Below are 15,102 nucleotides of genomic sequence, written 5' to 3' on the forward strand. Positions count from 1 at the left end.
AATCACAAAGGCACCTTAAAACTCAAGCAAAACCTTTGTGAACTTTGTGCCTTTGTGGTGAATATGACTTGCTTGTTTGGCAAATGCGATGTAAATTAACGCAAGTCAAGACCTTTCCCCAAAATCGAAGCCTGCGACCTCAAAAGCAGGCAATGTAAACAACGCAAAGGAGATCGAACTGCATGAAAAATCCTTTTCTCGAGAATTTCCGGCCTTATATACCTGATGTAACCACTCTGCGCGAACTCACACCGGTTCCATTGATTGTAGGCACGCTGCTGGGCATTGTCTTTGGAGCTTCGTCTCTTTATCTCGTGCTCAAGACCGGATTGACGGTCTCGGCTTCGATTCCGGTGGCCGTTATCGCGATCACGTTGTTTCGGCTTCTTTCAAAGATCGGAATGCGAGACGCAACGATCCTCGAAGCTAATGTGATGCAGACGGCCGGCTCGGCGGGCGAATCGATTGCTTTTGGTATCGGCGTGACCATGCCGGCGATTATGATCCTCGGCTTTGATCTAGATATCACAAGAGTGATGCTGGTCGCGATTCTGGGCGGTTTACTGGGAATTTTGATGATGATCCCGCTCCGTCGGGCGCTTATAAAAGAACAGCACGGCTTTCTCAAATATCCGGAAGGTACGGCTTGCGCCGAGGTCCTTAAGGCCGGTGCATCTAAAGAGTCTCGTGAAGCGTCGCACGAAGGGGACACTCATGGTGACGACGGCGCTGCTCTTCGCGGAGGCAAGATCATCTCGATAGGTTTTGCGATAGGGTTTCTATTCAATGCATTGATGAAGGTACTCTTTTTCTGGAAAGAATCGCCGGGTTATGATTTTTCTGAAAAAGGGTTTAAAGGTGGCTCTATCGGTTCTGACAATGACCCGACACTGCTCGGAGTCGGCTACATCATAGGCCCCAAGATCGCCGGTTTGATGATGGGCGGCGGTGTATTGTCTTACCTCGTCCTTATACCGATCATCAAGTTTTTTGGCGACGCAGTGACAAGCCCGGTCGCACCAGAAATAAGCAAAACTATTAGCGAGATGTCGCCCGGACAGGTTCGCGGCGCCTATATTCTTTATATCGGAGCCGGTGCGGTTGCGATGGCAGGTATGATCTCACTTGCTCGCAGTCTGCCGACGATATGGAGCGGGCTGAAAGGCGGCCTTGCAGATCTTCGCGGAGGATCGGCGGAATCGAACGCTAATCTGCCTCGAACCGATCAGGACCTCTCGATGAAATGGGTCATTATCGGTGTGATAGTTTTGATCGCCGCAATAATGCTGTTCCCTCAACTGGGGCTGAGTGTTTTTGTCAGCCCGTTTGTGTCGCTATTCGGCGCGATCCTTATTATTGTCCTCGGATTTTTATTTGTGACTGTTTCGTCACGGCTGACGGGTGAGGTCGGTTCGTCCTCAAATCCGATTTCGGGAATGACGGTCGCGACCCTGCTAATTACCTGTCTGGTTTTTCTTGGATTGGGATGGACGGCGGCTGACCCTTACTTTGTAACGGCGTTGTCGATCGGCGGCATCGTATGTATCGCGGCATCAAATGGCGGCACGACCTCACAGGATCTGAAAACAGGTTTCTGGGTTGGCGGAACTCCGTGGCGCCAGCAGATCGCGATCCTTGTAGGTGCTCTCGCATCTGCCTTGGTCCTCGGTTCGCTGCTCATTATGCTCAACAACAATGAGACATACTTCCAAAAAATAGACGCGGCAAATCCTGTTTTCTCAAAAACGATCACTGAGGATAAACTCTTCAAACAGGGCGGCCAGCCACAAATCGAGAAGGTCAGCAACGGCAAATACAAAGATACGGATACAACTACCTATCGTGTTTGGCAGAACACTGAGCCAAAAGACGGCCAGGTCGGCAAGTATCTGATCGATCAATCTGGAAAGCCTGTATATTTCGTCGATCCCGGCATCAACGGTATTCTCAAAAAAGACGAAGACGGCAACGATCTAACGCGATATGACGCACCTAAAGCGACGCTGATGAGCTATATCATCAAAGGCGTACTTGGTCAGAATTTGCCGTGGGGACTCGTGATTCTCGGCGCAATGATCGCCATTGTTCTTGAACTTGCGGGGGTGCCGTCGCTGGCATTCGCGGTTGGGATATATCTACCACTCTCGACATCGGCACCGATCTTTTTCGGCGGCATCGTCAGATATCTAGTCGATATATATCTGAAACGCAAACTGGCGGCCGAAAATCTGACAGAGGAACAGATCATTGCCGAAACCGACAAATCGAGCGGCGTTCTGATGGCATCAGGCTACATCGCCGGTGGAGCGATAGCAGGTATCCTTATTGCTCTTTTTGCAGTTCAGCCGACGCTTAAAGGAATTCAGGATGCGGCTGAACACTGGTCGAAAGGCAGCAATCCTTTCTTTACCGGAGATTACTCGGACATTCTCGGTATTCTGCCTTTTGTCGTATTGATGGTTGTGCTCTATACGGTCGGCCGCGAATGGTGGTTGGCGGGTAAGAAGACGGCTTAGTCCGAAGCGCAAAATATTGTTTTACATTTTTGATGCGACACGTTATTATGAAGTTAAGACGTGTCGCTTTTTGGTTACTTATAAGGTTTTCCACCTTTTGACGTTTTCCAACAGATCTTTACGAATGAGAATTTTGAATCCTTTTAGTTCTTCGCGCCGGAGCCTTTGCGGGTTACTGCTCCTCTCCAGTTGTATCGCCGGCTGTTCTGTAGCCGAGCCAAAGATCTCGGCAAATGTTGATTCCAAAACAGTTGCTAGCAAGTCAGATTCTGTAAATTCCACATCCGCAAATCCTCAGGGAGCCACTATTCCGATCGATCCTAATGGGCCGGCGGACACTGTTCGTGTGTTTTACAAACACCTTCGCGAACAAAAATTCCGCGAAGCGATCTTTTTGACGAATTTAAAGCCCGCGATAGCTAGCCTTAACGACATCGAACTAAAAGACTTTTCACTAGATTTTGAAGCGATAGCCGGCCAGATTCCGGCAGAGGTAAAGATTAATGGCGAGATAGTCACCGGCGATCAGGCAACGGTCACATTCGATCTTCCGAATGAAGAAGACGGAAAGATTGAGACACAGACGATGAGGCTGCGGAAAGAGGGCGAAGTTTGGGTAATCCTGATCGTTGACGAGGCTTCAGAAGGCGACATTAAAAAGGAAGGTAAGAATTATTTTTACAGCCTTCGGATAAAAACGCATGAGGAAGAAGCTAAGAAGATGCTTGAGCGCATTTCCAAAGCTGAGCTTGTGCACGGTCTCCAGAACGGCGGCGTTTTTGCCGATATGGACACCTTGGTCAGCTCCGGCTTGCTGCCTGAGGACATAAAAACAAGCGCGTCCACTGGCTATAATTACACGATCAATCTGGCCGCTGACAAGAGAAAATACACCGCAACCGCAACTCCCGCCGAATACGGTAAGAGCGGAAAAATATCATATCTTTTGCAGCTCGATGCAAAAAATGTTTCCCATGTTAAGAGCAAAGACACCGGCGGCAAGCCGATGACTAAGTAAAAATATGTACAAAATCTATTGATATTTGTGTAATAGAGTACTATATATTGTGTGTAGTTCCTTATTGGTTTCGGTATGATACGTGAACTAATAACCAGATTCAACCGCTCGCTGTCCGAACGCATGGTCTCGTCTCGGCGTCGTCATAAGGCTCCGATGAAGGTTTGGTTCGAGCCGGAAGTGAATACGGATCAAGCGCGAGATGAAGCTCTTTCGGCCTGCATTTGTGGTGAGATCGCTGATATAAGTCGAACCGGCATCGGATTCATAGTTCCATCGATTCGTATCAAAGAGAAATATCTGGTCGGCCAGCAACGCAACCTCAATATTGAGATTGAACTTCCCACCGGGAAAATTTTTATGCGGGCAGTCGGATGCCGTTACGAAAAAGTAGGTGTCCACTTGTCAGCGGAGCGTTTTTTCGTAGGAGCTCAAATACTGAATCTCACGGGCGTCGACAAAGAAAACTACGAAACATTCCTACAAAACGGCAATCGGCCCGCACGTGGCGCGGCAAGTATGGAGCTTGGCAATTGAGTAGTAGAATCATTGTGCAGTAGCTGAATAAGTGTAAGGATAAATCCTTACGCTTTTTTTATTATGAAAAACATGGTTGGTATTGGGATTATTGGAACCGGTTTCGCCAGAAGTGTTCAGATTCCGGCTTTTTTGTCCTGCGAAAATGCAAGGATAGTTTCGGTGGCAAGCGGCAGCATCGAAAACGCACGTTCGACAGCCGACGAGTTTGGCGTTGAACATTATACCGATGATTGGAAAGAGACCATTCGTCACGACGAGTTGGATCTTGTCTGTATCACAACACCGCCTTACCTTCACCGCGAGATGGTCCTTCTGGCTCTCGAACATGAAAAGCACATCTTGTGTGAAAAACCGATGTCGATGAACATCGCCGAAGCGGTTGAGATGGCTAAGGCGGCTGATTTAGTAAATGTACTGTCTCTCATCGATCACGAGCTGCGTTTTCAACATGGAAGGCAGACCGCTTTTGCGATGCTGCGGCTTGGTGAGATCGGAAAGGTCCGTCACGCAAAATATAATTTCCAAGCTCCGCATCGCGGCGATCCGAACAGGCAATGGAACTGGTGGTCGGACAAAGAGCAGGGCGGCGGAGCTTTGGGAGCGATAAATTCTCACATAGTTGATTCATTTCACTGGCTTCTTGGAACAAGCATTTCAAGTGTGTTCTGCCAATTGCACACGGTCATTAAAGAACGGCGAGATCAGTCCGGAACTCTTAGGCAAGTTACATCAGACGACGAAGCGAATATGCTGCTGCGTTTTGCTGACAGCGAACTGACTGAGGATGCGACAGGAATGGTCTCTGTTTCAATGACTGCGGGTCCTAAATATCAGAATCGCATGGAAATATTCGGCACGGATGGTGTCATGAGGATCGATCACCGCGGCGAACTTTTTGTCGCCAAGACCGGTGAAGATGACTGGAATGAGATCGAAGTCGAACTCGGCGAATCGATCAAAGGTGTGCCCGATACAGGCTTTGCACGCGGATTTACGGCCTTTGCCCCGAAGATAGTGGATGCAATAAGTAAGGGTAAGAATTTTATAGAAAATGCTGCGACGTTCGATGACGGCGTTCAAATTCAGCGTGTGCTTGATGCTGCCAGAGAATCAGACGCCACAAAATGTGCTGTCGCGATCTGAACAGCTAATCCAACTCGACTTTGCCGTTTGTCAGTGAGGTCGGAATCTCTCCTTCGTTGAACACCCATCTTTCCCAAGTGAGCGGAGATGCTGAATCAGGCGTTCCAACCGCAACGAACCTAAGATTTAAAAGCAATCCGTTTTCGTCAATCGGCATCGGGCCGTAGATCGCAACTCGCAAAAGTCCAGGCTCCCGAGCGTTAACTACCGAAGTGAGACCGCGGCTGACTGTTCCCGCTAGATCTACAGGATCGGCCTGCGGCTGTATCACGGTTGGGTCGTATCTGAGATCAAACTCATAAGAAATAACATTCTTATTTGCAATGCCCTGTACTTTCACTGGAATGACCACTTCCTTTTCACGCACGGTTGCCAAATTCGGCAGTTCTACGGATGCGCTATTCTCAGGACCTATATTGACCGGCCTTGCAGCGCTTGGCACCCAATTACCCGTAACTTCGCCCATTAATAGGCCGACATAGTCTTCTCCGGTGATGGTTCCAGACACTGACGGATATGTACGGCTCGTTGGCGAAGAAGCAACTGGAAATGTCGGCCCGGGCGGGACGAAGAATCTCCAGGTTCCAGCAATGCCTGATGGCGAAGCGGCGACAGCAAAGTTAGCTATCAGCGACGCATCAAATGACGAAATAGCGCCATTATTGCTGACATCAGCCGATACTTTATGATTATTCGTCGCCAAAATTAGAGTACCGGAAACGTGCTGAGCTATCCGCGCGGCGTCATTCGATGTAATGCCGTTTTGTCCGGTTGTTTTAGACAGTGAAACGGTGTATGAACCAGCACCAAAACCGCTCAATACGTACTGGCCAGCCGTGGCTCCCGGAGCAGCGGTCGTAGTGCTAACGTTGGGCGAACCCGTTCCGGTGACCGTGACATTTGAAATGTACTTCGGCGGAACGGCTGCATTGCCGTAGGTTATCGTTCCATATATTTCCGGAGTGCCGGAAGGCGTCGGCGTTGAGGTTGGTGTGTTAGTTGGTGTTGACGTTGGAGTATTAGTCGGCGTCGCTCCGCCGGCAATCGTTCCCGTGCCTGTGATCGCGATTGAATAAGGTCCGCTCGGGCCCGGAGGCGTTCCTCCAGTCGAGTAGGCATCAACCACAATATTATATGTTCCGGCAGGCATGTTGGAAATAACAACATGCTCGGCTTCGCCCTCGGCGTTATCATCGTCCACAACAATCGCATCAGCCAATGAATTGCTGCATACATCCGTATACACGATCAAAGCCAGATCTTCAGAGCCGGTAGGCGTCAAAGTTACGTCAATGCTGTTATTCGAACTTGTAAACGTGATGCTGTATGCCACATCAGGCCCCGTGCCCGTACCGAGAAAAACGCCCCCGCGCGGGGCCGCTTCGACCGGGCCGCCGCCGGTAGCGATACAAGTCGGACATCCGGTTACAGTCGGAGCTACGATTGAAACCGGGAGGTCATAGTCGTCCGTCATTCCCAGCGTTGTTCCGGTATCATTGTAGGGAAACGCTCCTATAGCAGTTGCTGCGCCGCATGAGTCGCCTCCCTCAAACGGACGGCTGGCCAACCTTCTATTATCGGCAATAATTACTTCTTTTGATGTCATCAAACCTGCGGTAGCCTTGTAGTGGTCTGCCCCAATGATGAGACACACCATCAAAAATATACTCACCAATGTGATTCTTGCCCGCCGAAGAATGAATGTAAGAGCGGAGTTGTTTTGCCCGATACGTTCTGAGGTGGTTTTTATAAGGTTCTTTGACCGGCTCATAATACAAAATCCGTAAGTCCGCGTCGGAAGTGTCTGGACGAATAGCCAGATTATACTATATGGCTTAACCACTAAGGAAAATAAGAACTTAATTTATTCAAATAAAAAGGGCGAGCCGAAGCCCGCCCTTTAGTCTTATTGATCGTCGTCTCGTTATTGAGCGGCGATCATGTCTGTGCTAACTGACTGGCCGGTGATGCTGACTGTCAGCGGGGCGAATGTTGAGTGCTTGGAATCGACGCTGACCGTGTACGTCTGGCCGACTGTCAGCCCTCCGAAACGATAGACTCCGAATCCATTCGACATTGCAGAACGGACAGCTCCCGTTGTGGTGTCCGTCAATGTGACGCGGGCATTTGCAATGCCCTGTCCCATCGTGTTCACCACACGGCCTGTCAGCTCGGCCTGGTTTGGTGCCGAGGCTGACAATTCGATCGCTCCGTCCGTTGTAAGTGTTCCCGGATCGCCTTCATTGAACATCACGTTCTCCCAAGTAAGCGGCGAGGTGGAACCAGGGGCTCCGACTGCCGTGAACTTGAGATTGAGCAGCAATCCGTTGCTGTCGATCGGATACGCTCCGTACATGACCACTCTCAGCAGTCCCGGCTCGTTCGGGTTTGCCACTGCTGTTAAGCCGCGGCTAACCGTTCCTGCCAGGTCAACAGGCTCTGCTTGAGGCTGGATCACTGTCGGATCATAACGGAGATCGAATTCATAAGAGATAATTCCCTTATTCACCGCTCCGTTGATAGCCACAGGTATGATCACTTCGCTGTCTGCCGGTGTCACAAGTCTCGGAGCTGCTATTGCCGTGCTCCTTTCAGGACCTGCTGCCGGTCGAAGCGGACCTGCTGCCCAGTTACCCGTCACCTCGCCCACAAGGATACCGATGTAGTCCTGTCCGGTCTGAACACCGATCGGGTCTGTGTATGACCTTGTAGTCGGTGATGCTCCGATCGGGAACGTCGGTTCGGTTACGCTCGGGACAAAGAACCTCCACGTGTTGGTGATACCAATTGGTGGCCCTAGGCCCGACACAAATCTCGCGATCTGTGCTGCGTCGGTCGATGACAGTGCTCCGTTATTCGTTACGTCTGCCGCTATCCTCTGACGAGAAGTTGGGATAACAGAAACAGCTGAAACGTGCTGGGCAATCCTCGCCGCATCAGCTGAAGAGATGCCGTTCTGACCGGTCGTCTTCGTAACACCAATCGTGTAGTTACCCGCACCGAATCCGGTCAGCGTATACTGTCCCGCTGTTCCGCCCGGTGCCGCTGTCGTCGTCGTAACGAGCGGCGAACCAACCGTGCTCGCCACCGTCGCGTTCGAGATGAACTTAGTGGTCGGCGATGCAGGGTTGCCGTAGGTTACTGTTCCGGCAACTGATGACGCTCCGCCCGGAGTTACAGTCGCAGTCGGCGTTGCAGTGTTGGTAGCAGTCGCTGTGGCCGTATTTGTCGCCGTCGGCGTCGAGCCGCCGGGCAGGATAACGCTGTAAGTACCGAGCAGCGTGGCGGTGCCCAAGTCGCTCACATCATCCGCAGGGAAATAGATGTTGCCGGTGGTCGAAGCGGTCAAGAGGGCCGCATATACGACTGCATTGGTCGTCCAAGTGCCAGTACCGCTGAATGCCACCTGTCCGGAGGTAAAGGTTGTTGTTGCTGTTGCAGAGTAGCTCCATGAGTTCAGACCCGGTTCGGTGGTACTGCTGGAACGGAACAGCGCCGGCGAGTTGTCCGTCGGCACCGAGGCCGCCGTCAGAGTACCGCTGACCAAGGTCGGCGTGGTGAACGTGAATGCTCCCGCATTAGCGAACATATTCTCAAAGTAGAAGCCCGTGGTGGTGTCGCCGCTAACGGTGGCCGCTGACACACCGCTGGTCGCGGTGATCGTGATCTGGTTTGCTGTGGTCAGATCAACCACCACCAACTCCCCGCCCGGCGTCGGTGACGCTGTCGCAGTTGCGGTCGCAGTATTCGTATTCGTCGGAGTAGGCGATGCTGTTAAGGTCGCCGTCGCCGTGCTTGTCGCGGTCGCCGTATTTGTCGCGGTAAATGTACTCGTAGGCGTCGGTGATGCTGTTGCCGTACTCGTTGGCGTTGCACATGTCAGCGAATCCGTCGTAATGTTCAACTCCCATCCACCAGCAATGCTGCCGAGATCAGTGCCAACATCGTCTCGCACATAAAGCGACCAAGTTCCGTTTGGATTTGTTCCTGCAAATGTCTGTAGTAACAATCCGCTCGCCGGTGGAGCCGCTGGGGCCGGGGCCGGAGCCGGGAAAACATCTGTCGTAGTGTCATAGTTAGCTGCTCGATAGGATCCTGTAGAAAGCAGAGTGCCATCAGGCAGAGCTAGAGCGGAATCGTCATCGATAGTTAGTGTTATACCCGTGACATCATCAGATCCTCCCACATCCGACATGACAAGAGCATTCTGTCCGCCTGGGCCAACCAACATAATGTCAATGTCGTCCGGGAACGTATGGCTTAGGCCATTGAGTTTAACGCTAACCTTGTAAACGGTGCCTGTAAGCCCTGAAACCGCAATATCAGAAGGGTATGGAGCACCAGCGGCGTTATCGTTAATAGTGATCGCCGTCGTATTTGCATAATTGAATGGCGTACAAGCAGCTGTCGGAGTTGCCGTGAACGTAGCCGAGGGTGATGCAGTCGGCGTATTGGTTGCAGTTGCGGTATTGGTCGGAGTCGCCGTATTTGTAGGAGTTGTTGTATTTGTCGGCGTCGTCGTGTTTGTTGGGGTCGTCGTGTTTGTCGGCGTTACAGTACCACACGAACTGTCGATCGTAAGCGAGAATGCTCTCGCTGAGCCTGTATCTCCGCCGCCGTTGTCACTAATGTTTATAATCCAGTCTCCATTTGTCGTCTGACCGTCAAACGCACTCAGTGGGTTGTTCGGCGAGAATGTTCCCGTCGGGAATGCTGCATTCGTGTCTACTCCGCACTGCGTCTCGATCGATGGGAATCCTCCGTCGTCATCCAATGCCAACTGGGCAAGGTTGTTACTGCTACAGCCGAATGTTGATAACGGAACACCGGGACGGTCATAGACTGTTACGGTAGTTCCCAGAGGAGACGTAACCTTTACTATAAGATCACCAACCCAAGAATGGTTGATGCCGGGAGTAGTCGAGAGAGGATCGGCACTTTGTGTACCATCAAAACTGAAATTGATATCCGCGATCGGATTTCCAATGCCGCTGACCGGGATCGTGAAATTAATACCGGCCGGAACATTGTCGGTTATAGCAACCGCAGGTCCTGTGTAGCTAAAAGTACCTCCACAGCCGAGAGGAGTCGGCGTACTTGTTGCCGTATTAGTCGCCGTTGCGGTATTTGTCGGCGTAAACGTATTTGTTGGAGTAGGCGATGCTGTTGCTGTATTTGTCGGCGTTCCAAGGAAAATCTCATCCGCACCTATATCAGGTGTGCCCGGACGAGTTTGTCCATCAATATCATCAGAAACCCCCGCTATGCTTACCGCCGAGCTTTCATTCGGAGATGCTAGCTGAATATGCAGGTCCGTCCCTGTTACATAGAGCGGATCTGCCTGAATCGAGGCTCCGTCCTGTGTAGCAGGAGTCGTGTACGCCGTCTGCCAATTTGCAAGTGTTGCGAACTGAGTTGTTGTAGTAGCTCCACTTGCGGTAGCTAAACCACCTGTGACCTGCTGCGTATTGGCAGGATTAATGTAGAGGTTATTGTTATTTTCGCCGCCGGTTCCCCAGTCATAGGCTGCAGCTGGTCCCGTGATCGCGTAAAACCTAACCGTTGGGCCGCTTGAAGAACTGAGATCCATGTGTACACTGTTATTTTTTACTGTGAGGTTGGCAAAACCGGTGCTGCTGTTGTTACCAACGCGGATGCCGTTTCCAAACATTGTTGTAGCTCCCGCGGAAGCATTCGGATCAACGTCACCGGACAAGAAAATTGAGTTGAACGCGACGGTCGAAGTATGGCCTCCGGCAATACCAAGTCCCACTACTTGATCGCCAAAGGTTCCATTCGCTTTGACGTTGTAGATAAAATTATTCGCAACCAGATCGTTTGTCGCAGACGTTCCGTTGATGGTGGCCAACACAATACCGGCGGCGGAGAATGTCCTTTCTTCGATCACGTCATGAACAATGTTTTTGGTTACGGTGTAATTACTGGATGCACGGGTACCGGGAGTCGCAATACCCCACGATTCGCTGCCAATTCCTATTCCAACGCGATCGGCTCCACCAGTAGTATTCGCAAAATCGCCGCCAACGAACTGGACGGTATTACGGCTGACGACGGCCCCAGTGTCCGACTGCATGAGAATTCCCACTTTTCCGATCTGATCCGCACCGAAACTTGATGGCCCGATGATATTGTCAGTTACCACAGGATTTATGGCGAAATCTGTAGTGCCTGCACGCGTCACTATGCCGTATCTTGCCCTTATAATGCGATTGAAAATAAACTGATTATTATCATTATCGACGCCATCGGAACTAGTACTGATGGTAGTTCCGCACATTATTATTCCGAACGTGGAGACAGTCAACGTATTCTGAGTAGCGCCTGCTGCAAGCTCAAGATTGCGTATCACGTTATTGCTCGCTCCGTTGCCGGCAGCCACGCTGGCTAACCAGATCGCGGCTGTTGCCGCGGCTGTGTTCGAATTCGACACGGTCAGATTGCGACCGGTACCGCCTATGCGTCCGTCCATCGTGACGTTATCAGCACCATTGAGTTTAATGATGGCACCGATGATACTGCCGGTGATCGTTCTGGAGGCTCCGACCGGGCGAACCGTTACACTAGTGTAAGCTGCGGGTGCCACCGTTCCAGAATTAAGAGCAGCCGTCGCAGTCTCAGTAGTGTTGCCGCATACTTCAACATCGATGCTTCCCTGATGGGTTCCGGCGTTAATCGCATCGAAGGCTGTCTTGAGATCAGCGTAGGCTGTTGGCCCCGTCGTTCCCGCCGTTGCCTCGACCTCGATCGGGCCGGCAGTGTCGCAGGTGCCGATGGTAAACATCGCGGTCGCACCAGCAGACTCTTGCTTAGCCTCGGTCATAGATATAGATGGCTCAGACGCAAATGAAATTGCTCCGCTGCCCCACTTTGCGTTTGCTGCAATGGCGGCTACAACGATCAGGGCAAGTGAAACAACAATTAGACGGGACGACACTCTTGACGACGTAAACATAACTATTCTCCTCCGTTCGATTCTTGGGCAATAAGTCTCGGTCGATTGATATAACAAGTCTTTGCACGCTACGCTTAGTACACACGGCCAAGTAAATGCTATTGCTTAAATTTTTATAGACTCAAAATCAATTCCATTTATATCCATAATGCACCGGATGTCAAGCATTGAGGGTGGATTTAACATCAAACATTGGCGTACTCTCCGATAAGCCCAACTTCACATGCAATGAAACAAAAATTTATCAAAAGCGGCTCTCATACGCTCCTATTCTTGCCTCGAAACCGCTTTCCGCATAAACTACTTGCACATCAATCTGAGCGCTCTATAGAAAATGAAATTTTACAATGACATTCTTGGTCTGATCGGCAATACACCGCTCGTCCGCATCAACCACATCACAAAACAGCACAAGATAAAGGCGACGATCCTGGCAAAAATGGAGAGCCTGAATCCCGGCTACTCGGTAAAGGACCGCATCGGTATCTCGATGATCGATTGGGCCGAAAAGGACGGCACCTTAAAGAAAGGCGGCACGATCGTTGAGGCAACTTCGGGAAATACAGGAATCGGTTTGGCACTTGTTGCAGCGGTTCGCGGGTACCAATGCGTCTTCGTTCTAACCGATAAGGTTTCCGTCGAAAAGGTGCGTTATCTGAAATCGATGGGAGCTGACGTTGTCGTAGTTCCCGCCTCGGCAAAATTGGGCACGCCGGACCATTATCATGAGACCGCAGCTCGCATCGCCCGCGAAACACCGAATTCTTTTTATCCCGATCAATACCAGCACCCGGCAAATCCGCTGGCACATTATATCTCGACCGGCCCTGAAATATGGAATGACACCGATGGCAAGATCACCCATTTTGTCTCCGGCATCGGAACCGGCGGCACTATCAGCGGAACGGGTAGATACCTAAAAGAACAAAATCCCGACATTAAGATCATCGGAGCCGATCCATACGGCTCGATATTTAAAACATATAAGGAATCCGGCCGCGTGCCGGAGGCGACGCCGTATTTGGTCGAAGGCATCGGCCAGTCGCTGCCTGTGACCAACGCTAATATGAGCGTGATCGACGAGATCATAAATGTAACCGACCGCGATTCGTTTGATCTTGCAAGGCAGTTGTCGCGTCGCGAGGGCATTTTTTGCGGAGGTTCGACCGGAACGAATTTCTCCGCAGCGTTAAAGGTTGCGAAAGATCTTGATGATTCCGGATTGGTCGTGTTTATTGTCTGCGACACCGGCGAACATTATCTTTCGAAATTCCATTCTGACGAGTGGATGAAAGAAAAACTCTTGCTCGAACCGCAGCGCATCACTGCCGGACTGCTAGCCGAGACAAAGAATTCGGGTTCGCCGGCAAAACTCATATTCGTTTCGCCCGATGAGACGCTTAGCGCGGCCCTGACGCTGATGAGCGAGAACGGCGTGACGCAGATGCCTGTTTTAGAAAACCACATCTCTATCGGCAGTCTTCGCGAAAGTCACATATTGGCAAAGCTTTTAGAGGACCGCGAATTGCTCAATGGCAAAGTCAGCGAGGTTATGGACAAGAGTTTTCCTGTTCTTGATGTGGACGCTAGCCTGGTCGAGATCAAATCCAAATTACAGCGAAACCCTGCTGTGCTTATTGAAGATTTTAAACGAATTACTGCTATAATTACGCGATCGGATGTTTTAGATCTGCCGATTTAGCTCACTGGAGACAAATCATGAGTGATAAAAAAGACGACAATTGGGAAATGCCGCAACCGGTCTTTAAGAGTTCCGAGGGCTCGCTGCCAAGAAGCCTCGAAGAAACGATCTCAACATCATTTATGGCAAATGCAGAAACTGTAGAGATCGATGAAGACGACGACATCCTTGGCATCATGGATGCGTCTTTGCCAGATCAGTACGTTCAAAATTTAGCCGTATCCGACGAAGAAGATATTCTCGAAACCGAGCCGGAAATCAAAACCGAACCCACTCCAAAAACGACTATTCCCGCAGATGCTCCGACGACACCCAATATCGACGAGCCAAAACCGATATCAGTTACCGCAAAAGAATCCTTGGAAACAACCGAAGCGAAGCCTGACACGGCTGGATCTGGTTTTTCTGCTTATGTTCTGGTGTTGATCATTGCGGTAGTCTTAGGAGCCTTATACTATTTTCTTGCGCTGAAGAAATAGTCTACTGAATTGAAGCTTGTCAGATCGAGACCCAATGAACTCGTTTCCGTTTACTCTTCGCGTTTTTCATATTTAACGGACTTTTTCCACTTGCCGTTGACCAACGTTTTTGTCGTGACTTTTACTTTCGCTTCATCAGGAATGGTTGCGTCCTCGACCATCTCAAAGACCTTTCTCGGCTTGTTGCCAACGACATCGTAACGCTCGGTAATATGCCAGCAGCAGCCGCTTTTATCAAAAGTTTCGAGTTGCTTTTTGTTTTTCACTACGGAAAACAATCCGAGATGTGCTCCAAGATCCGAAAATGCTTTGCTGTGGACAAACTTTCCTTGCTTTCTCGATGAAAGATACACATCGTACGACGGCATTCCGTACGATCCGTTTTGTCCATTACACAATGCAACATCCTCCATGCCGTCAAAATTGTAATCATCGACACTGATAACGCTCTGCTCGTCATACAGCATGGTCGTATTCACCAGCGGCTTACCGTCATTCGAAATATCCATGTAAGTATCGTCAAGCATTATGACCTGATACGGCTTAGCTCCGCCTTTCTTGAAAAACGAAAACGCTGTCTCGCCGGAGCAAACACTGTCTTCACACTTTTCGACTCTGACCGAAATGTCGAAATACTTCGAGGCGTTTTTGATATCGAAAGTTTTTTGAGAAAAAGCGCTCGCACTTGCGAGCAACACCAATGCTATTGTTAGAATCTTCATTTTCAGTTT

General features: G+C 50.4%; 9 protein-coding genes. 6 read left to right on the plus strand and 3 right to left on the minus strand.

The genetic code is table 11. The features are described from left to right. The first annotated feature begins 182 nt into the window (after positions 1–182). The 4 genes from IPL32_05310 (at position 183) to IPL32_05325 (ending at position 5,217) form a co-directional block, all read left to right on the plus strand. Complete coding sequence (locus IPL32_05310; protein ID MBK8465230.1) at positions 183–2,516, plus strand: oligopeptide transporter, OPT family; 2,334 nt, start codon at positions 183–185, stop codon at positions 2,514–2,516. Between the two features lie 133 nt (positions 2,517–2,649). Continuing rightward, positions 2,650–3,534, plus strand: coding sequence for a hypothetical protein (locus IPL32_05315; protein ID MBK8465231.1), 885 nt, complete (start codon positions 2,650–2,652; stop codon positions 3,532–3,534). Between the two features lie 75 nt (positions 3,535–3,609). Further along, positions 3,610–4,071 carry a PilZ domain-containing protein gene (locus tag IPL32_05320; protein MBK8465232.1) on the plus strand — a complete coding sequence of 154 codons (462 nt, stop codon included), beginning with the start codon at positions 3,610–3,612 and terminating at the stop codon, positions 4,069–4,071. Positions 4,072–4,134: 63 nt separating this feature from the next. After that, positions 4,135–5,217, plus strand: a complete 1,083-nt coding sequence (locus IPL32_05325; GenBank protein MBK8465233.1) for a Gfo/Idh/MocA family oxidoreductase — start codon at positions 4,135–4,137, stop codon at positions 5,215–5,217. Positions 5,218–5,221: 4 nt separating this feature from the next. Here IPL32_05325 and IPL32_05330 read toward each other — a convergent pair whose 3' ends face one another. Together IPL32_05330 and IPL32_05335 are read right to left on the minus strand one after the other, a co-directional pair. Continuing rightward, a complete protein-coding gene (locus tag IPL32_05330; protein MBK8465234.1) occupies positions 5,222–6,988 on the minus strand; it encodes a hypothetical protein in 1,767 nt (588 codons plus the stop codon). Between the two features lie 153 nt (positions 6,989–7,141). Continuing rightward, positions 7,142–12,190: a proprotein convertase P-domain-containing protein gene (locus tag IPL32_05335; protein MBK8465235.1), complete on the minus strand. Its 5,049-nt coding sequence runs from the start codon at positions 12,188–12,190 to the stop codon at positions 7,142–7,144. A gap of 334 nt (positions 12,191–12,524) precedes the next feature. Here IPL32_05335 and IPL32_05340 point away from each other — a divergent pair, with 334 nt between their 5' ends. Together IPL32_05340 and IPL32_05345 are read left to right on the plus strand one after the other, a co-directional pair. Continuing rightward, on the plus strand, positions 12,525–13,892 hold the full coding sequence (locus IPL32_05340) for a pyridoxal-phosphate dependent enzyme (protein ID MBK8465236.1): 1,368 nt from the start codon (positions 12,525–12,527) through the stop codon (positions 13,890–13,892). A gap of 17 nt (positions 13,893–13,909) precedes the next feature. Further along, entirely contained in the window at positions 13,910–14,371 is a 462-nt protein-coding gene (locus tag IPL32_05345) for a hypothetical protein (GenBank protein ID MBK8465237.1), read from the plus strand. Between the two features lie 50 nt (positions 14,372–14,421). Here the strand turns inward: IPL32_05345 and IPL32_05350 are convergent, their stop codons facing one another. Beyond that, complete coding sequence (locus tag IPL32_05350; protein ID MBK8465238.1) at positions 14,422–15,093, minus strand: hypothetical protein; 672 nt, start codon at positions 15,091–15,093, stop codon at positions 14,422–14,424. Between the last annotated feature and the right edge of the window lie 9 nt (positions 15,094–15,102).

The organism is Chloracidobacterium sp. (genome assembly GCA_016711345.1).
Classification (GTDB): domain Bacteria; phylum Acidobacteriota; class Blastocatellia; order Pyrinomonadales; family Pyrinomonadaceae; genus OLB17.

What these genes read in the sequence shown, in the direction of transcription:
- IPL32_05310 (MBK8465230.1), top strand. Translation starts at nt 183, where the DNA reads ATGAAAAATCCTTTTCTCGAGAATTTCCGGCCTTATATACCTGATGTA.
- IPL32_05320 (MBK8465232.1), top strand. Translation starts at nt 3,610, where the DNA reads ATGATACGTGAACTAATAACCAGATTCAACCGCTCGCTGTCCGAACGC.
- IPL32_05325 (MBK8465233.1), top strand. Translation starts at nt 4,135, where the DNA reads ATGAAAAACATGGTTGGTATTGGGATTATTGGAACCGGTTTCGCCAGA.
- IPL32_05330 (MBK8465234.1), bottom strand. Translation starts at nt 6,988, where the DNA reads ATGAGCCGGTCAAAGAACCTTATAAAAACCACCTCAGAACGTATCGGG.
- IPL32_05335 (MBK8465235.1), bottom strand. Translation starts at nt 12,190, where the DNA reads ATGTTTACGTCGTCAAGAGTGTCGTCCCGTCTAATTGTTGTTTCACTT.
- IPL32_05340 (MBK8465236.1), top strand. Translation starts at nt 12,525, where the DNA reads ATGAAATTTTACAATGACATTCTTGGTCTGATCGGCAATACACCGCTC.
- IPL32_05345 (MBK8465237.1), top strand. Translation starts at nt 13,910, where the DNA reads ATGAGTGATAAAAAAGACGACAATTGGGAAATGCCGCAACCGGTCTTT.
- IPL32_05350 (MBK8465238.1), bottom strand. Translation starts at nt 15,093, where the DNA reads ATGAAGATTCTAACAATAGCATTGGTGTTGCTCGCAAGTGCGAGCGCT.